The sequence below is a fragment of the Candidatus Chloroploca asiatica genome (assembly GCF_002532075.1).
Lineage (GTDB): Bacteria > Chloroflexota > Chloroflexia > Chloroflexales > Chloroflexaceae > Chloroploca > Chloroploca asiatica.
Window position 1 is genome coordinate 14,431 of record NZ_LYXE01000075.1, and the last position, 18,280, is coordinate 32,710.

Annotated in this window: 12 protein-coding genes; 5 read left to right on the plus strand and 7 right to left on the minus strand. The window is 59.0% G+C overall.

The window, feature by feature from the left end; genetic code table 11:
• Positions 1-178: 178 nt before the first annotated feature.
• Positions 179-3,307 (minus strand): excinuclease ABC subunit UvrA, encoded by a 3,129-nt coding sequence (locus A9Q02_RS08580; protein WP_097651946.1) that lies wholly within the window; start codon positions 3,305-3,307, stop codon positions 179-181.
• 191 nt (positions 3,308-3,498) lie between these two features.
• Positions 3,499-4,788 carry an MFS transporter gene (locus A9Q02_RS08585; protein WP_245860463.1) on the minus strand — a complete coding sequence of 430 codons (1,290 nt, stop codon included), beginning with the start codon at positions 4,786-4,788 and terminating at the stop codon, positions 3,499-3,501.
• Positions 4,789-5,237: 449 nt separating this feature from the next.
• On the opposite strand from A9Q02_RS08585, the gene A9Q02_RS08590 reads away from it, so the two are divergent.
• Both A9Q02_RS08590 and A9Q02_RS08595 read left to right on the plus strand, forming a co-directional pair.
• Positions 5,238-7,076: a diguanylate cyclase gene (locus A9Q02_RS08590; RefSeq protein ID WP_216361477.1), complete on the plus strand. Its 1,839-nt coding sequence runs from the start codon at positions 5,238-5,240 to the stop codon at positions 7,074-7,076.
• Between the two features lie 75 nt (positions 7,077-7,151).
• The gene (locus A9Q02_RS08595) at positions 7,152-7,871 is read left to right on the plus strand and encodes a SinI family restriction endonuclease (protein WP_097651948.1); all 720 of its coding nucleotides are present in this window, start codon (positions 7,152-7,154) and stop codon (positions 7,869-7,871) included.
• On the opposite strand, the gene A9Q02_RS08600 is transcribed toward A9Q02_RS08595, so the two are convergent.
• The 4 genes from A9Q02_RS08600 to A9Q02_RS08615 form a co-directional block, all read right to left on the minus strand.
• Positions 7,868-9,100: a DNA cytosine methyltransferase gene (locus A9Q02_RS08600; protein ID WP_216361478.1), complete on the minus strand. Its 1,233-nt coding sequence runs from the start codon at positions 9,098-9,100 to the stop codon at positions 7,868-7,870. The two genes, A9Q02_RS08595 and A9Q02_RS08600, sit on opposite strands and share 4 nt — an antisense overlap.
• Positions 9,101-9,206: 106 nt before the next feature.
• On the minus strand, positions 9,207-11,075 hold the full coding sequence (gene menD, locus A9Q02_RS08605; RefSeq protein ID WP_097651949.1) for a 2-succinyl-5-enolpyruvyl-6-hydroxy-3-cyclohexene-1-carboxylic-acid synthase: 1,869 nt from the start codon (positions 11,073-11,075) through the stop codon (positions 9,207-9,209).
• The gene (locus A9Q02_RS08610) at positions 11,072-12,496 is read right to left on the minus strand and encodes an isochorismate synthase (RefSeq protein WP_097651950.1); all 1,425 of its coding nucleotides are present in this window, start codon (positions 12,494-12,496) and stop codon (positions 11,072-11,074) included. Before A9Q02_RS08610 ends, menD begins: the two co-directional genes overlap by 4 nt.
• 313 nt (positions 12,497-12,809) lie before the next feature.
• On the minus strand, positions 12,810-14,366 hold the full coding sequence (locus A9Q02_RS08615; protein WP_097651951.1) for a helix-turn-helix domain-containing protein: 1,557 nt from the start codon (positions 14,364-14,366) through the stop codon (positions 12,810-12,812).
• A gap of 163 nt (positions 14,367-14,529) precedes the next feature.
• Here A9Q02_RS08615 and A9Q02_RS08620 point away from each other — a divergent pair, with 163 nt between their 5' ends.
• The 3 genes from A9Q02_RS08620 to A9Q02_RS08630 are packed head-to-tail and all read left to right on the plus strand — an operon-like array spanning position 14,530 to position 17,310.
• Positions 14,530-15,318, plus strand: a complete 789-nt coding sequence (locus A9Q02_RS08620; RefSeq protein ID WP_097651952.1) for a metal ABC transporter ATP-binding protein — start codon at positions 14,530-14,532, stop codon at positions 15,316-15,318.
• Positions 15,318-16,187: a metal ABC transporter permease gene (locus A9Q02_RS08625; protein ID WP_097651953.1), complete on the plus strand. Its 870-nt coding sequence runs from the start codon at positions 15,318-15,320 to the stop codon at positions 16,185-16,187. Before A9Q02_RS08620 ends, A9Q02_RS08625 begins: the two co-directional genes overlap by 1 nt.
• Before the next feature lie 19 nt (positions 16,188-16,206).
• Positions 16,207-17,310 (plus strand): metal ABC transporter permease, encoded by a 1,104-nt coding sequence (locus A9Q02_RS08630; protein WP_097651954.1) that lies wholly within the window; start codon positions 16,207-16,209, stop codon positions 17,308-17,310.
• Here A9Q02_RS08630 and A9Q02_RS08635 read toward each other — a convergent pair.
• Positions 17,307-18,212, minus strand: a complete 906-nt coding sequence (locus A9Q02_RS08635; protein ID WP_097651955.1) for a hypothetical protein — start codon at positions 18,210-18,212, stop codon at positions 17,307-17,309. The genes A9Q02_RS08630 and A9Q02_RS08635 overlap by 4 nt on opposite strands.
• Between the last annotated feature and the right edge of the window lie 68 nt (positions 18,213-18,280).

An 18,280-nucleotide genomic window follows, 5' to 3' on the forward strand; every position in this document is an offset into this window, starting at 1 on the left:
TCAGGATTACATCGGGTCTAGAGTTCGCCACCCTTAAGTAGTCTGTAACAAAAGTTTGCTGATCCCAGCGGGAGCTTCGACAGGCTCAGCCTCCGTCCGTTCGCCACGCCCATCGTCCGCCGTTGGCTGAGCTTGTCGAAGCCAAGCCCGAGAGCACAAAACGTACGTTACACCCTACTTAATCGGCGGCGACGCGGTGCCCGGCGAGCTGCAGAACCCCGCGCAGAAAGTGCCCGGTGTGCGAGCCTTCGACCTCGGCAACCTGCTCGGGCGTGCCGGTGGCAACGACGTATCCGCCGCCGTCACCGCCTTCGGGTCCCATGTCAATGACCCAGTCGGCGGTTTTGATGACGTCGAGGTTGTGTTCGATCACAATGACGGTGTTGCCTGCGTCAACGAGCCGGTGCAAGACGTCGAGCAGGTGCTGAACATCGGCGAAGTGCAGGCCCGTCGTTGGTTCGTCGAGGATGTAGATCGTCCGCCCCGTCGCGACGCGGGCGAGTTCTTTCGCCAACTTGACGCGCTGCGCTTCGCCGCCGGAAAGGGTGGTCGCCGGTTGCCCAAGACGAACATAGTCGAGCCCGACATCGTGCAAGGTCTGCAAGATGCGCCGCACGCGCGGTACATTGTCAAAAAATTCGAGCGCCGTCTGCACGTCCATCTCGAGCACGTCGGCAATTGATTTGCCCTTGTATTTGACTTGCATGGTCTCGCGGTTGTAGCGCTTGCCTTTGCATTCGTTGCAACGCACCCACACGTCGGCAAGGAATTGCATGTCAATTTTGATCTCACCATTGCCTTCACAGGTCTCACAGCGCCCACCTTTGACATTGAAGCTGAAGCGACCGGCGGCATAGCCGCGCAGGCGTGCTTCGGCGGTGTTGGCAAAGAGATCGCGCAGCAGATCGAAGAGTTTGACATAGGTAGCCGGATTCGAGCGCGGAGTGCGCCCGATCGGTTGCTGGTCAATGTCGATCACCTTGTCGAGATGTTCAAGCCCATTGAGCGCCGCATATGGCCCTGGTTTGAGTTGCGCTTTATTGAGCCGATTGGCAAGCGCAGGATAGAGCGTCTCGGTGATCAGCGATGATTTCCCCGACCCGCTGACCCCAGTGACGGCAATGAAGGTGCCGAGCGGGAAACGAACGCTGACATCGCGAAGGTTGTTGAGCGTTGCACCCTCAAGACTCAGCCAGGCTTCTTCCCCCTCAAGCGGGCTCGTTTCGGCGATCCGCTGCGCTGCCTTGCCCCGTCGCTGAGGCAACGAGGCAGCGGTCTTGTCGAGACGGCGCGCAATCGTTGAGGTAAGCAACGGGCTACGCCGCGTTGCAGGGATGGCAATTTCGAGTTGACCACTCAAATAGTGGCCCGTCAGTGAGTCAGGATGCGCGGCGATCACCGCAGGTGGGCCACTCACAACGACCTCACCGCCCTTGACCCCAGCCCCGGGGCCAAAATCGACGATCCAGTCGGCGGCCTGCATCGTCTCGAGGTCGTGCTCAACGACGATCAAGGTATTGCCAAGGTCGCGCAGCCGCAGCAGCGAGTCGAGCAATTTGCGATTATCACGCTGATGCAGGCCAATGCTCGGTTCATCGAGAATATACATCACCCCGACGAGGCCAGAACCAATCTGCGACGCCAGACGAATCCGTTGCGCCTCGCCTCCAGAGAGCGTCGGGGCCGGGCGCCCCAGGCTCAAATAGTGCAAGCCGACATTCAGCAGAAAACCGAGGCGTTCCCGGATCTCCTTCAACACATCATCAACAATCTGAAGTTGAGTCGAATTCAGCAACGCGGGAGGTTCGTCTGGCGCAGGTACTTCGGTGAGACCAGCGATGCGCAGCACCCAGGCATGCGCCTCGTGAATATTTTTGCTCCCAACCTCAGTGATCGTCGTACCAGCCACGCGCACCGCCCGGCTCTCGGGGCGCAGACGGGCACCCTCACACTCGGGGCAGGGTTGCTCACTCATATACTGCAGATAGTAATCGCGGGCCATATCGCTGCCGGTCTGCATAAAACGACGCCGGATCTCGGCGGCCACGCCCTCCCACGGGCGATAGAACTCGCCGCGGCTCCCATTCTCGCTGGCCCAGAAGAAACGTACCTTCTCTTTGCCACTGCCAAAAATGATCACCTCGCGCTGACGCTCGGTCAGTTCGTCCCAGGGTGTATCGAGGCTAAACGCATAGTGGGAGGAAAGCCCCACAATCGTCTTGTACGACCAGGCATCAGTCTTTTTGCGCAACTCGCCCCAGTAGGTGACGGCCCCCTGATTGAGCGAGAGCGCCCCATTGGGCACCAACAGCGTCGGGTCAACTTCAAGGCGCGTCCCGAGGCCGGCACACGACGGGCATGCCCCCTGCGGCGAGTTGAACGAAAACATCTGCGGCGTCAACTCAGGAAACGAGATGCCACAGTTGGGGCAGGTATTGCTCTCGCTCATCAGCCACTCTTCGGGAAACGGCTGAACAATGTCGGTTGAGATGGGCGCAGGAGAGCGGGGTTGCACACTGACGATGACACTGCCCTCGCCAACGCGAAGCGCCTGCTCGATGCTATCGGTGAGGCGGGTGACAAACGCCTCGTAGTCGCTCCCGGCGGCGGCCTGCGCCACGCCAATCGTTGCGCCAACGGGCGCAGCGGCGGGCGTGGCAGCCTCGGGATCAGGCATCACGAGGCGATCAACGACAACCTCGATCGTATGCTTCACCTTCTTATTAAGCCGAATCTCCTCATCGAGCGTACGGATTTCGCCATCCACCCGCACCCGCACAAACCCCTCAGCCTTCGCCTCGGCAAAAATATCTTTATATTCACCTTTGCGCTGAGATACAAGGGGAGCCAGCAAGAGAAAGCGCGTCCCCGGCGGCAACTCAAGCACCCGATTGACCATCTGCTCGGCGCTCTGCGAGGCAACCGGCTGACCACACTGGTGGCAATGCTGCGTACCAACGCGGGCAAAGAGCAGCCGCAGATAATCGTGAACCTCGGTAACCGTCCCAACGGTTGAACGCGGATTCTTGCTCGCACTCTTCTGCTCAATCGCAATCGCCGGCGAAAGGCCCTCGATCAAATCAACCTTGGGCTTCTCCATCTGACCGAGAAACTGGCGCGCATAGGCCGAGAGACTCTCAACGTAGCGGCGCTGGCCTTCAGCATAGAGTGTATCAAAGGCGAGCGAGCTCTTGCCTGAGCCGCTGACACCAGTCAAGACAACGAGTTGATCACGGGGTAACTCAAGATCAACCGCCTTGAGATTATGCTCACGGGCACCCTTAATTAGGATCTTATCTCTGGCCATACGTGCGTATTCCCACTATTCACGCCAATGCACCAGAAACACGAAGTCGCGACAGGGGATACTGTCCGATCTTCGTGTTTCTGGGAACTTGCGGGGGCACGGCGGCGCCGTGCCCCCACCCATCATGTTCCTATCGTTTTTCGGAACAGCCGTGCTACAGTATACCACACCTCACGGGGCGAAACAATCGGTCAATCGCCCGACATTTCCGCCTCGACGCGCAGCGGGGCAGGCGCCTTCTGTGGCGCAGGCACACCAACCAGTTGTGGGCGAAGCACCAGGGTCAGCACGATGGCGGCGCTACCAATCAAGACCGAGCCAGTGAGATACGGTGCCAGCGGCCCAACGGTGTCGAAGAGAAAGCCAGCCATAAGCGGGCCGACGATCATCGTCAAACTATTCATTGCCTGCGTGCCACCGAGCACACTGCCCTGCTCCTGAGCCGAAACACTGCGCGAAATCAGGCTCGTCAGGCTCGGCGTAGCCATCCCACTGCCAATCGAGAGCAGCGCCAGCGTCGGGTAGAGCATCCAGGCGACCGGCACAAACGCAATGCCTACAAACGCCACCGTCATCAGCGCCAGACCAGTTACGGCCAGACGAGCCTCACCAAACATCGGCACGAGCTTGCGAATGAGGAAGCCTTGCATAATCACCGCCATCAAACCGATGAAGGCGAAGAGAAAGGCGATCTGCATCGGGCCGAACCCAAAACGGCTTTCGGTAAAGACCGCGAAGTTGCTCTGGAGACCAGCAAAGGCCAGGTTGAGCAGCAGAATGCCCATCAAGAGCGGACGGATGCTCTCACGTCCGACAACCGCCGAAAGACGACGGAGCGGATTGAGGCTGCCCATCTTTTCCGTGCGACGCTCGACTGGCAGCGACTCGGGCAGTGTAAAGTAACCGAAGATGACACTGGCGAAGATCAGGGTTGCCGAAGCAAAGGCCGGCGCACTCAGGCTAATCGTGCTGAGCAGGCCGCCAATGGCCGGGCCGAGCATAAAGCCCAGGCCGAAGGCTGCCCCGATAAGGCCCATCCCACGCGCCCGTGTCTCGGGAGTTGTAATATCGGCGATGTAGGCCTGAGCCGTGCTGATGCTACCGCCGGTAATGCCTGCCGCAATGCGCGACACAAAGAGCACCGCCAGCACTGCCGTCGCACCGAGTGGCTCGAAGCGGTCAGCCAGGCCAAAGAGCACATACGAGAAACCAGCACCGGTCAGGCTCAAGAGCAGCACCGGGCGACGCCCAAACCGATCCGAGAGACCACCGAGGATCGGCGCAAAGAGAAACTGAAAGAGCGAATAGGAAGCCGTCAACGCCCCGACGACCAGCGCATAGTTCGCGGCCATCCAGGCGGGGCTATTTGTCTCGATCATTTTCACATAGAAGGGCAAAAGTGGCAGCACAATGCCAACGCCCAGTAAGTCAATAAAAATGGTGAGAAAGATAAAAATTAAGGGTGAACGCGAGTTTTTCACGATAGTTTTCCTCAAAAGCTTTGCGGCCTGAAATGTCCCACGCACAATATAGCACAATGCACGAACTCTGTCAACCCTTTGCACAGGTTTTGTTAGGGCGATTGCATCTTCCGTGCATGCACCCCGCCAGGGCACCCGCAAGGGGTGCCCGTACACCGGGCCCGGCCCACGGCCCCGTAGGGGCACCCCTTGCGGGGGCCCCGTTGTTGGCGGGCCGCCCGCGCTGCCAGGCGAAGAATGATTGGAGATACTATCGCCCCCAAACGAATCCCTCCTGGTGAGCGCGTTTATATGAGCGAGTTATGTTGCAACGACTCGATAAGCCGCATCAGGTGTTGCAACCGCATATCCCCTGGCGCACAGGCAAAAGATCAAGCTCGATAAGGCAACCATCCGTGAAGACACTCCATCATTCAGATCCCCCGAAAGATAAGGGGAGCAACTGGCCTGTGTTCGTTGCGGTAGGCCTGGTGAGCTTGCTCATCATAGGTGGCTTGCTCTTCTGGCAACCTGGCGTCAAGTCCACACGCGATGATCCACCTATTGCACCAGATGTCGCAACCATCAAGGTCGAGCTTTCCCCAACCGAACGGGCCTACCTCGATGCGCTTGGACCAATCACCGTTGCGCCTGATCCTGACTGGATTCCGTATGAGCGCATTGATGAGCAAGGCAAATTCGTCGGCATTGCCGCTGACATGTTTGACCTATTGGCCGAGCGGCTCGACGTCGAGTTTGCCTATGTGATCACCCGCGATTGGGATCAAGCGATTGAACTCTCGAAGGCCGGTGAGGTCTCGATCCTCCCCTTTCTTAACCAGACGCCCGCCCGCGAAGCATGGCTCATCTTTACCGAGCCATTGCTGATTGACCCCAATGTCTTTATCACTCGCGAAGAGCATCCTTTTATTTTTGATGCAACGCAGCTCAGCGATACTACGCTTGTGTTGCCCAGCGGCACGTCGGTGGAAGAACGGGTCCGGCGCGATTTTCCAAATCTGATGGTAGTCACCGTGCCGAGTGAAAACGCGGTCTTCCAAGCCGTCTCGAATCGTCAAGCCGATCTGACGCTCCGTTCGTTGACCATCGCAGCCTATACGATCCGCAAAGAGGGTCTCTTCAATCTGAAGATCGCAGGGCAAGCACCCGAAAGTTATGTCAACCGCTTGCGCATCGGGGTACTGAAAGATGAGCGCATGCTGCGTGATATTCTGGACAAGGGCATTGCAACGATCACGCCCCGCGAACGCGAAGCCATCATTAACCGGCATGTCAATATCACGATTGTGCAGCCCTTCGATTATGGCCTCTTGTTACGTATAGCGGGAATTCTGGCGGTATTGGCGGGAATCTGGTTCTACTGGAGCATGCGGATCAGAACGATCAACGCCTCGCTCCGTGAGAGCGAGCGCAGCAAAGCGCTCTTGATTGCCAACTTGCCCGGGGTGGCCTATCGCTGCCGCTTTGATCACAACTGGACGATGGAATTTGTCTCGGAGGGATGTTTGAAGCTAACCGGCTATCCGAGCGAAGCCCTGCTCTACAATCGGAAGGTCGCATACAACGATCTGATCAATCCCGAAGACCGTGCATGGATCTGGGAACGATGGCAAGCGGCAAGTGAGCAGCGCACATCAGTGCAACTCGAATATCGGCTCATCACGGCGGATCAGCGTGAAAAGTGGATCTTTGAGCAAGGGGCTTTTGTCTACGACGATGCGGGCCAGATCCAGGCCATTGAAGGACTGTTGATCGACATCACCGACCGCAAACAGGCTGAAGAAGAGGTCTATCGGGTCTCGATCCACGATGATCTGACCGGAATTTATAATCGTCGCTACATCTTTGACCGGCTCCAGACCCTGATGAAAGAGTATGAGCGGAATTGTCGTGACTTTGCCGTTGTGCTAATTGATCTCGATTTTTTCAAAACGGTCAACGACACGTACGGACACCAGGGCGGCGACTTCGTTCTCCAACAATTTGCGCAACTCCTGAGCAGCAGTTGTCGGCCCTACGATCTCGTTGGCCGCTATGGTGGCGAAGAGTTCATCGTCATTGCGCTGAATCTCGATCACGAAGCGATGGGATGCCTGATGAAGCGTGTGCGTGAACGGCTCGACGAACACACGTTCGTCTTTGAAGGGCAGCGCATCACCGTCACCTTCAGTGCCGGCATCGCGGCAAGCAGCGAAGCCGGCGTCGGCTTCAGCATCGAAACACTGATTAGCCAGGCCGACAAACGACTCTACGACGCAAAAGAGTTAGGGCGCGACCGGATTATTTGAGTTCGTGAGCCTAGTGCGACAAGATTGTATAGTATAATTAGCCTAACGTATCTCTACACTCAGGCAAAAAAAGACATGCTTTTCAGTATCACCGAAGCAAAAAACATAGCACTACAGTACAGTGATAATCAAGGAGACGAAGCAGGTCTTGCCGACGCCTTTGCTCAGATATGCAGCTTTTTGCATGATCATCCAGAGAGTCTCTCTTGGCCTCGACGAGCGACGCGCCCTGTTGAATTCGATGCCGCGGTGTTACAGCAATTAGCAGGAAAATATTTTGACGGCTATCGCAAATCAGATTTCCCCGCTACCCCTGGTACCATTCCAGATAGTGCTGTGAGTCTGGTGATGATGGAAGTCTTTGGTTATGCAGAGACTGACATCGAACGTATCAAGCTAGAACATCAAAGAGCCATGAGTGCCGAAAATTGTGTCGGAGCGCTGCTTGAACGATATATCGACTCGGTTCTTAGACCGCACGGCTGGTGCTGGTGCTGTGGGAGCTTTGTCAAAGCAGTAGATTTCATTCAGCGTGATAGTGATGGCAACTGGCTTGTTTTGCAAATCAAAAACAGGGATAATTCAGAAAACTCCTCAAGCAGTGCGATCAGAAAAGGTACGTCAATTCAAAAGTGGTTCCGCACATATTCCCGTAAGAGTGCAACAAACTGGGACAACCTTCCTCCCCTTATGCAAGGCTATGATCTCAGTGAAGAAGGCTTTATCAGGTATGCTCGTGCGTACCTGCGTACAGCAAAACAAAAGTTACAATCAGAAGGGCGCGTGCCAGGCTAAAAGAGCGCCTGTTGTTCAACGCGCCCTCTTTGCATGCGCTCAAATTGCTGTATCCAGAGCGCGTCATTCGTGTTGCGATAGCGTGAATAGTTGAATGACGCAGGCTCCTGATACGGTTCGCCTCGCAAGAGGCTGATCACCAGGCGCCCGATCGCCAATCCAAGACTGCTTGGCACAGCGTTGCCTATTTGCCGGTATTGCTCAAGCAGTGGGCCAGCAACCTGCCAATCGTCGGGGAATTCTTGCAGCCGTTTGTATTCTTCGATCGAGAGCGGGCGGTCTTCTTCAGGATGCGCAAGATCGGTTGCCGGCATCGCCGGATGCGTCACGAGGGTCGGGGCAGGCTTGTCCCATGCGATGCGCCGTAAAAATCCGGTTTTGCCACCGCCTGCAAAAAAGGCCTTGCCAAGCGCTTCGCGTTGCAAATCCTCAGGCAATGCACGCCAGTTTTGCCCTTCCTTGAGCATACGATAATAGATAAGACGTTTCTCAGGAAAATCAATATGATGGTGCTCAGCAAGATCCGCCGTCGCTTCACGAAATGTGCGCCAGGGGGGTAAGCCCATCGCATTGCTTTGCGCATGAGTCGGTTGTAGGTAGGGTGGCCGTTTGCCATCGCGACTACAGACGATGACAACCCGTTCTCGTATCTGCGGTGTGCCAAAATGAGCCGCATTGTACAGGGTAAATGAGTAGGCGTAGCCAGCTTTTTTGATCGTGTCTAGCACAAAGTAGAGCGCGCCGCCAGGCAGTTCATCCAGGGCTAAATCAGGATAGGCTGGACCGCGCAAGGTGTGCGGTCGGTGCTTCATCGGGCTTGAAAGCAAACCACGAACATTCTCGATGATAAAGTATTTCGGCTTGAGTGTTAAGACTAGATCTACATAGGTAAGAAAAACATTGCCTCGCTGATCATGAAACCCGTTGCGTTTCCCGGCTGTGCTGAACGCTTGACAGGGTGGCCCGCCTACGATGAGATCGATGTCGTCACTGCCCGTCAAACCGGCAGCTTGCAGGATCTGCGCAGCCGAATAGCCCGTAATATCGCCAATCAGGGGAATGTCTGGCTTGTTCAGGCTAATCGTCTCACGACAATACCTGTCAATTTCACATGCTAGTTTGATGTCAAATCCAGCCCGTTCAAGCCCAAGGTCAAGCCCCATCGCGCCAGAAAAGAAGCTGAGCGCAACAGGCTTGTTGCTTTCGTCGATCTGCTCTGTTCCCTGCAATGCCTTGCCCCCTCGTCCAGTGCCAGCCAACCTGTTCGGGCATCAACGCAACGCCGACCTCGTCCAGATGCGCCAGATGTACTGCGCCCAATCTGCAATCTAAAATCTAAAACCCAACTTCTTCCAACGCCGCACTAACCTCCGGCCAGAGCACCCGATGATCGGCGACGTTCTGGTTCCGGTCGGTGCGTACTTCGATCAGGTGCAACCCTCGCCCGCTGATGCCAGCGCTCACGGCGGTGTGAAAGCCCGCCCAGTCGTTGGCAAGCGTGTACCGCGCACCGTAGATCTCGGCCAATGGGGCAAAGTTGAGCCCGTGTGGGGTGCCAAAGAGCAACTCGAAGCGGTCAGTCTCACTCGTCTGGGGCAGGAAGGAGAAGATGCCGCCCCCGTCGTTGTTGATCAGAATGATCGTCGCATCAAGTTGGTGCAGTTTCGCCGCCAGCAAGCCGTTGGCGTCGTGGTAGAGCGAGATGTCGCCCAGCACCAGCACAAGCGGCTTCGCCCCCGCCGCCGCGATACCAAGCGCCGTCGAGACCAGGCCGTCAATGCCGTTGGCCCCGCGGTTGCCCAGGATCGTGATCTCACGCTCGACAGCAGGAAAAAAGGTGTCGCAGTCGCGAACCGGCATCGAGTTGCCGACAAAGAGCGTCGATCCATCCGGCAACAGTTCGGCCAGCGCCGCAAAGATGCCAGGCTCGTTGATGACGGTGCGTTGCCGCAGCGCCTCCCCAAGCACACGCTGCGTCACGGCCTCGGCGCTGCGCCACGCCGCCGCCCAAGGCTTCGTCACCGCCGCATCGGTCTCCTCGTGGCCCAGCAGATCAGTGAGCGCCTGGCACAGCGTGACACTGTCGCACGCCAGATGCGTCGCCGCCAGACTCGTCGGTTCACGCCAACCGGCCCCTTCATCAAGCACGATCTGGTGCGCCGTTGCATGGCGCTGCAAAAATTGAAGCACCGGCTTGGCCGTGGGCATCGCGCCAAAACGCAGCACGAGCTCAGGCGCAAAACGCGCCGCAAACGCTTCGTCACGCACAAACGCATCATACCCCGCCAGCACCATCGTCCGGTCGTGCGGCCCACACCGCACCCCCGAAAGCGGATCGGCGAGCACCGGATAGCCCAGACGCGCCGCCAGGCGTGTCACCACCGGCGCAAGCCCGGGCGCACACTCGGGGCCACAGATGATCAAGCCCCGCTCGGTCGTCGCCAACCGTGACGCCAGCGTCTTCAAGGTCGCCTCGTCAAGCTGACGCGCACCAACACGAGCCTGCACCGTCGCCTGCCGGGATGGCTGCTCAGCCAACACAGCCGCATCTTCGGGGAAAAACCGGGGAGGCAAAAAGGCAGGCGGCGCAGGCACCAGGGGCGCCCCAGAGCCCGTTGCTTGCCGCGCAAACAGATCCGCGAGCAGTTCCCGCTCAGGCACCAGTGGCTCACGAAATGGCAGATTCAGATGCACTGGCCCCGCCGGAGCACCCAGGCTGATGGCGATGCTCCGGGCGACGGTACTCTGGAGGTACCGCAGCAACCCCGGGCGCGCATCAGGCGTCGGCAGATCAGTCGCCCAGCGTGCGCGCGAACCAAAGAGACGCACCTGATCGATCGTCTGCGGCGCGCCATTATCGCGCAGTTCGGGGGGACGGTCGGCGGTCAACAGGATCAACGGCACCCGGGCAAGGTCAGCCTCGGCGACCGCCGGCAAAAAATTAGCCGCCGCCGTGCCCGACGTACAGAGCAGCGCCGCAGGCTGACCGCGCTGACGGGCCAGGCCCAGCGCAAAAAAGCCCGCCGAACGCTCATCGAGGTGCATCCAGATCTGCGCCTGCGGATGGCGCGCCGCTGCCAGCGCCAGCGGCGTACTCCGCGACCCTGGGCAAATGACGATATCACGGACGCCGCCAGCGATCAACTCGTCAATCAACGTCCCCACCCAGAGGGTCAGGGCACGAATGTGGTCATGTGTTGTCATACGTTTCCTGCCCCCAGCGCCCCGAGCATCGCACGCAACTTGATCACGGTCTCTTGCTCTTCGCGAGCAGGATCAGAATCGGCCACAATGCCCGCCCCAGCAAAGAGGCGAGCGGTATACTTGCCCACCAGCGCCGAGCGAATCGCTACCGCAAACTCACCCTGGCCGCGTGCATCAATCCAGCCAACCGGGGCACCATACCAACCCCGGTCGAGCTGTTCACGTTCACGAATCCAGGCCAGGGCCGTTTCGCGAGGCTGCCCACCGAGGGCCGGCGTCGGATGCAAGCGTTCGACCAGATCAAGCACCCCCACCTGATCGATGATCTGCCCAGTCAACGGCGTATAGAGGTGCTGCACATTGCGCACCCGCATCAGTGTTGGCTCATCCGGAGCCGTGACCTCGGTACAAACCTGTTCGAGGGCAGCGCGCAGCATCCGCGTCACGACCGCGTGCTCGCCACGATCTTTGGCACTCGCCAACAGCGCCTGGCCCAGCGCTGCGTCTTCTTCGGGGGTCGCCCCGCGCTTCATCGAACCAGCCAGCGAACTGGCGAGCACCGTACGCCCCTCCAGACTCACCAGGCGTTCGGGCGAGGCCCCCAGAAAGGTCTGACCGCCACGGGCCACCGCAAAAATAAAGGTCTCGGGATAATCACGCCGAAGCGCAGCAAGCGTCGCGGCCGGATCAAAAGGATTGGCGGTATGGGCAAGCACCTCACGGGCGAGCACCACCTTTTCGAGCTTGCCCGCACGCAGATCGGCCACAGCGTCAGCGACCATCGCTTGCCACGCCCCCGCAGGCAACGCATCACGCAGCGTCACCGCCTCACCGATGCGGGGCGCACGCCAGGCACGCCCGAGCAGATCACGCAAGCGCCGTGCCGCCGAAAGATGCAGGTTGATCGACGATGTCGAAGGCCCAACCAGGCCATTCACCGTCAGACTTGCCCGGTTGCCATCAGTGGCAAGAATTAAACGAGGGAGCAGCAGCAAGCCATCGGGATAGCCATCCCACCCACCATCGTTCGGACACAGCGGATCAAAGGTAAACCCTGCCGCCGCCATCGGCCCACTGAAGGGCAGAGCAGGATCAGCATCAATCGCCGCCGTCGCGATCAAATCACGCCATGCCTCAGCCGCCTGCGCAAAACGGCCAGGCCCACTGGCAGCAAAACTCCAGGCTGCCCCAAGCCCCGCCACCGCCAGGCCACGGGACGGCACACTCCAGAAGAGGCGATTATGGGTCACCCCGATGCCACGGGCAAAGAGCGCCAGCGGATCGCGCACCTTCACTTCAGCCGTCACACTCACCAACACTGGACGACCGAGGCGTCGCGCACGTCGCCGCGCAAGCTCAGCCTGCTCTTCCATGCTGGGCACCTTACGCAGCGCCGTTGTCGCAACACTCATCCCAAGCATAAGCACAACCACATTTCTGCACAACCGACAAAAAAAGGTAGCGATTGCTACCCTTCTTCATTATACCAAATTCCACCTTGCAGACGGACATTGCCATTCGAAACCTGCGGCCCCAAGAATCTGGCTTGTGCTGGCGAAAACGGCCAGTTTGACTGGCCGTTTTCGCCAGCACAAGCCAGGTTTTTTATGGCAACGCCCCTTCCATCTGACTCCAAGCATTCTCAAAATCTTCCGCCTCAAAGCGAATGTCGCCGATGCGAAAACCTTTGCGCCTTTGCGGCAAACCAACCGCCTTCTTTGCAAGGCATTGACCCTAGCCCTCTTCGATGGTCGAGAGCACGCGGTGGGCACGCAGGGCCAGCCAGAGGGCAAAGTGTTCTTCGGCATTGTCGAGATCCATGCCACTGATATCTTTGATGCGTTCGAGGCGATAGAGCAGCGTATTGCGATGGACATGCAACGCCCCCGAGGTGGCACGCAGGTTGCCAAGGTGATTGAAATAGGCATCCAGCGTCTTGATCAGATCGGCCCCCTGGCGCTGGTCATAGTCGGCAAGCCGGGATAGCGTCTCGCGATAGAAGGTCCAGAGTTCAGGCGTTTCACGCAGGCGTACCAGCAAACGATAGACCCCGAGGTCAGAAAAAGCCAGGACACGCCCAGGGCCAAAGAGTTGGCGCCCAAGCACCATCGCCTGTTCCGCCTCTTCGAGCGAGCGTCGCCACTCGGCAAGCGTCGCGACCGGCGTCCCCACGGCCAACAAGACCTGCGGGTAGTCAATGAGCAAGCGCTCACGCAGCTGCTCAACCAATTCACGCGGACGCGCATTCGTCGCGGTTGGCAGCATACAGAGCACGCTGCTTTCACGGCGCGAGAGCGGCGCCGGAATACCGCGACGGGTCAACTCATTCTGGATTGTCCCGCTGAGCCGGGCCAGCGCCGACGGCCCAGCATCATCGATCTTCACTAGCACGGCCATATGCGGCACCGTCAGGGTATAGCCAAGTTCCTGCCCGCGCTGTAGTGCGGCAGCGAGATCACCAGGTGGCCCACTGAGGATATTCGAAACAAAATCGCCCCGGAGGCGATCTTCGGCGGCCTGGACGGCCTGTTCTTTCGCGAGTTCAAGGGCGAGGGCTGCCGCGCCACGCTGGGCCGCCTCACGATCCCAGGTATCCAGCGCTGTCCCAGCGACCGCCAGATAGCCGGTGGGAAAATCACGTGGCCCGATCAATTCAACCCAGATCTGCTGATTGAGCATCGAGGCATCACCGGCCGCTGTGGGGCGCAACGCCTGCAACGCAACCCGCGCCGAACCACGGCCACGCTGGGCGCGCAACTCACCATTTGGCGCATAACATGCCACACTCTGACCAGTCCGTTCGGCCATGAGATCAAGCAAGCCCGGCAAACCAGCGCCAGCCAGCGAGCGTTGTGTGAGCAGATCGTACAACTGCGCCCCGCGTCGCTCGAACTGCGCTTCGTAGTCACTCACCAGACGCGTGATCTCGCGTTCAACCTCGCGCAGATCTGTCCCCTCAGGCAGTTGCAACAGGGGGAGGCGCGCCTCCTCAGCGGCCGTGACATCATCGTTGGTGATCGTGCCCAGCGCCACCACACCAGCAACCGGAATCGGGGCCTGCCCAAGTCGGCGCACCAGCACAGCCAGGCTCAAGCGGGTATCCAGGGTACGGATCGCGTCAACCGCAAGCACCGCAAGCTCACCACCACGCAATTCAGCGAAGGCAGGCAGTGTGGAACGCAACGTCGCCACCCAGGTGACCTGTCGTCCAAGTCCGGCGCTACCAGCGGAAATGGTAGTTCCCAGGGGAAGGGCGAGTCGCAATACATCGCGTACAGTAACCGAGGGCATGGGTTTACTTTATCAAGCACTTATCACATTAGCGGCTATTATACCACCGTAGCGATACAATTAAATTATTTGGGAAGGTCTCGTGATTGACAAAAACCCTAATTTATAGTATTTTAGGTATAGCTAAAATAAATTTCTGGCACGGCAAATTTGGAGGAATGAAATGCAGCCTGCGTTAGCAATTACTGATTTGACTGTTGCCTATCACGATAAGCCTGTGCTCTGGGATGTTGATCTCGAGGTGCCTGCCAGTACGCTGATGGCGATTGTTGGGCCGAATGGCGCCGGCAAGACGACGCTGATCAAGGCTGCGCTCGGTCTGGTGCGCCCCGCTGCCGGTCAGACGCTCTTTTATGGCCGTCCGTATCGCGAGCAACGGCGCCTGGTAGGGTATGTTCCTCAGCGCGGCAGCGTCGATTGGGATTTCCCGACGAGTGTGCTCGATGTGGTGATGATGGGGCGCTATGGAAGCCTGGGTTGGTTCCGTCGTCCCGGCAAGGCCGAACGCCAGCACGCGCTGGCCGCACTCGAGAAGGTGCGCATGGCCGATTTTGCCACCCGTCAGATCAGCCAACTCTCGGGCGGGCAACAGCAACGGGTCTTTCTCGCCCGTGCCCTGGTTCAGGATGCGCAAATCTATTTTATGGACGAACCCTTTCAGGGGGTTGATGCGGTCACCGAGCGTGCCATCATCGATCTGCTGCGCGATCTGCGCGCCAATGGCAAGACGGTGATCGTCGTTCACCACGATCTCCAGACCGTGCCCGAGTATTTTGATCAGGTCTGTCTGATCAATGTGCGCCGCATCGCCAGTGGCCCGGTGGCCGAGGTCTTTACCGAAGCCAACCTCCGCGCTACCTATGGCGGGCGCATTGCGTTCCTTGGGCATGCCGAAGATGACGAAGCCACACCGAGCCGCACCGAAGGGATGCTGAAAGGAGTGGCCGACTGATGGAACTCTTTGCTGATTATACGCTGCGCATGGTGGCCCTCGGGTCGGCTATGCTTGGCATCGTCAGCGGGGTGCTCGGCTGCTTTGCCGTGCTGCGCCGCCAGGCGCTGCTCGGCGATGCGATGTCCCATGCGGCCCTCCCCGGCATTGTGGTGGCCTTTCTGCTGACTGGGCAACGCGATCCGCTTATTTTGATGCTCGGGGCCGCGGGCTCTGCCTGGCTCGCCGCCCTCTTGTTGATGAGTGTGACCCGTACCACGCGGGTAAAAGAAGATAGTAGCCTCGCCCTGATCCTGGCCGTCTTTTTTGGGACTGGTCTCGTACTGCTCTCGTGGTTGCAACAGCGCCCCGATGCGGCCCAAGCCGGGTTGCGCAGTTTCCTCTTTGGGCAGGCCGCCGCCATGGTCGCCCGTGATGTCCAGGTGATGGTCGCCCTCGGTGTGCCAACCCTGGTGCTCGTTGCGCTCTTCTGGAAACAGTTCAAGGTGCTCACCTTTGACCCTGAATATGCCGCTAGCCTTGGCTTGCCGGTGCGTGGCTTGAGCGTGCTGCTGACCTCGTTGATCATTGTCGCGATTGTGCTCGGTCTCCAGACAGTCGGGGTTGTGCTGATGAGTGCGATGCTCGTCGCCCCAGCAGCCGCCGCGCGCCAGTGGACCGACCGCCTCGGCGTGATGATTGTGCTGGCGGGGCTGTTTGGAGCAAGCGCCGGCGTTGTTGGGGCACTGATCAGTGCCACCGCACGTGGGCTCGCCACCGGGCCAACCATTGTGCTCTGTCTCGGGGTGCTCACCCTGGTCTCGTTTCTTTTCGCACCCAACCGGGGGCTGATCTGGCGCTACACCCGCCAGGCCGTGCCCCAGGTTTAGTAGATAGCGAGGTGCCACGATGTCGTCAACAATGGAAGTGCAACTCATTGCAATCGTGGTCGCTGCTGCCTGTGCCTTGCCGGGAGTCTTCCTCGTCTTGCGCCGGATGGCGATGATGAGCGATGCGATTAGCCATACGGTTTTGCTTGGCATTGTGCTTGGCTATTTTGTGACCCGCGATCTCGCTTCGCCGTTGCTCTTTGTCGGTGCGGTCGCAACCGGGGTCTTGACGGTCAGTCTCGTTGAGATGTTGACCCGTACCAATCTGATCAAAGAAGATGCCGCCATTGGCCTCGTCTTTCCGGTGCTCTTTAGCATTGCGGTGATCCTGATTTCACGCTACGCCGGCAATGTCCATCTCGATACTGATGCGGTCTTGCTTGGCGAATTGGCGTTTGCGCCGTTTGATCGCATCACCTGGGGCTGGCTCGATCTGCCCCGCGCCTTGCTGATCGGCAGCATCACGCTCGTGCTCAACCTGTTGCTAATTGTGCTCTTGTACAAAGAGCTCAAGCTCGCAACGTTTGATGTTGGCCTCGCGGCAACGCTCGGGTTCAGCCCGGTGCTCGTGCATTACGGCTTGATGACCGTCGTCTCGATTACGGCAGTTGGCGCTTTTGATGCAGTTGGCTCGATCCTTGTCGTTGCGCTGATGGTTGCCCCTCCTGCGGCGGCCTATCTCTTGACCGATCGCTTGTCACGCATGCTTGGCTTGAGTGTCGTCATTGCCGTGCTCAGTGCCGTGCTTGGCTACTGGTTTGCTCGCTGGTTCAATGTCGCGATTGCCGGTTCGATGGCAATGATGACCGGGGTTGCTTTTCTGCTGGCCTTCCTCTTTGCGCCGGCCCGAGGCATCGTGGCGCTTGGGGTGCGGCGTTCGCGTCAGCGCTGGGAATTTGCCCAGCAGATGCTGACGCTCCACCTGCTCAACCACGAAGGTACCGCCGAGGCCGACGACGAGTGCAGCCGCAACCACCTGAGCCACCATCTTCGCTGGCAGCCACGCTTCGCCGCGACCGTGATTCGCCTCGCCGAACAGGGGGGCCTGATCCAGTGCGATGGCATGCGCCTGATGCTCACCGACCAGGGCCGTCGCCTTGCCCAGGAGGCGAGTCTCCGCTAAGGGAGGGCAAGCTCTCCCTCACCATACTCAACCTCGATATTGAGCAGATAAAGTTGCCCCGCAAAGGTTTCGCTATTGGCCGCATTGCCCCGTAACAAGAAGAATGACCAGAGGGAGTTGTTGGCAAGGTTGCTGTCGGTCAGGGTAAAACTCTGGCTGTAGATGCGGTACCACGACGGGCCACTCGGGAAGGTCAGCAGGCTATCGGCATCCCGTGTTCCCGGGTTGGTCAGCCATTCCCCCGAACCGGGCGTGTAGGTATTGAGCTTGAGCCGCCAATTGACCGCCCCGGCCCCGTTGCCGCCTAGCGCAAAGAAGACCCGCACCGTCACCGGCGAGGTACCGTCCCAATCCGCCGGACGCGCTAGATAGAACCCGGCTTCGTCACTCACATTGGCCGCCCACCGCAACGCTAGGTCGTTGTCCATCACCAGATTGGTCGAGTCGAGATCGCGGATCAATGCGGCCGGGCTGATGCTCACCGTACGGGTCTGGCTACTGGCCGTTGTTCCCGTTCCTGTGGCTGCCGGGGTCACGATCTGGCGAGGCGTCAGCACGGTGTAGCTACTGCTGCCGTGCTGACGCACCGCCACTTCAACATAGACTGGCTGGTCGCGTGCGGGCAGGCTCAGCGGGGCGGTAAAGCGTCCGTCAACCACCGTTACATCAGGCACAGCCAGCGCTTCACCTATCGGCTGCCCATCAGTTGCAGCATCAAAGAGCGTGATCAAGAAATCGTACTGGCCGTGCGCAGAGGAGCCACCATCCTCAAGATAGCCCTCGTAGATGATGCTCGGGTGAGCGGTGGCCGACTCGACCGTAACCGGCCTTTGGAGCCACCCGACCCACACGGCGACGATGGCGAGGCCAATGAGTCCAAGGAATGCTAGACGGCGTACCATAGCAATAACTCCCTTCTAAGAGAAGGATTGAGAAGATAGCAAAGAGGAAATAGCCACGTGCCTCAACA

Coding starts and splice junctions, on each gene's coding strand:
- A9Q02_RS08580 (WP_097651946.1), bottom strand. CDS start 3,307: ATGGCCAGAGATAAGATCCTAATTAAGGGTGCCCGTGAGCATAATCTC.
- A9Q02_RS08595 (WP_097651948.1), top strand. CDS start 7,152: ATGCTTTTCAGTATCACCGAAGCAAAAAACATAGCACTACAGTACAGT.
- menD (WP_097651949.1), bottom strand. CDS start 11,075: ATGACAACACATGACCACATTCGTGCCCTGACCCTCTGGGTGGGGACG.
- A9Q02_RS08610 (WP_097651950.1), bottom strand. CDS start 12,496: ATGCTTGGGATGAGTGTTGCGACAACGGCGCTGCGTAAGGTGCCCAGC.
- A9Q02_RS08615 (WP_097651951.1), bottom strand. CDS start 14,366: ATGCCCTCGGTTACTGTACGCGATGTATTGCGACTCGCCCTTCCCCTG.
- A9Q02_RS08620 (WP_097651952.1), top strand. CDS start 14,530: ATGCAGCCTGCGTTAGCAATTACTGATTTGACTGTTGCCTATCACGAT.
- A9Q02_RS08625 (WP_097651953.1), top strand. CDS start 15,318: ATGGAACTCTTTGCTGATTATACGCTGCGCATGGTGGCCCTCGGGTCG.
- A9Q02_RS08630 (WP_097651954.1), top strand. CDS start 16,207: ATGTCGTCAACAATGGAAGTGCAACTCATTGCAATCGTGGTCGCTGCT.
- A9Q02_RS08635 (WP_097651955.1), bottom strand. CDS start 18,212: ATGGTACGCCGTCTAGCATTCCTTGGACTCATTGGCCTCGCCATCGTC.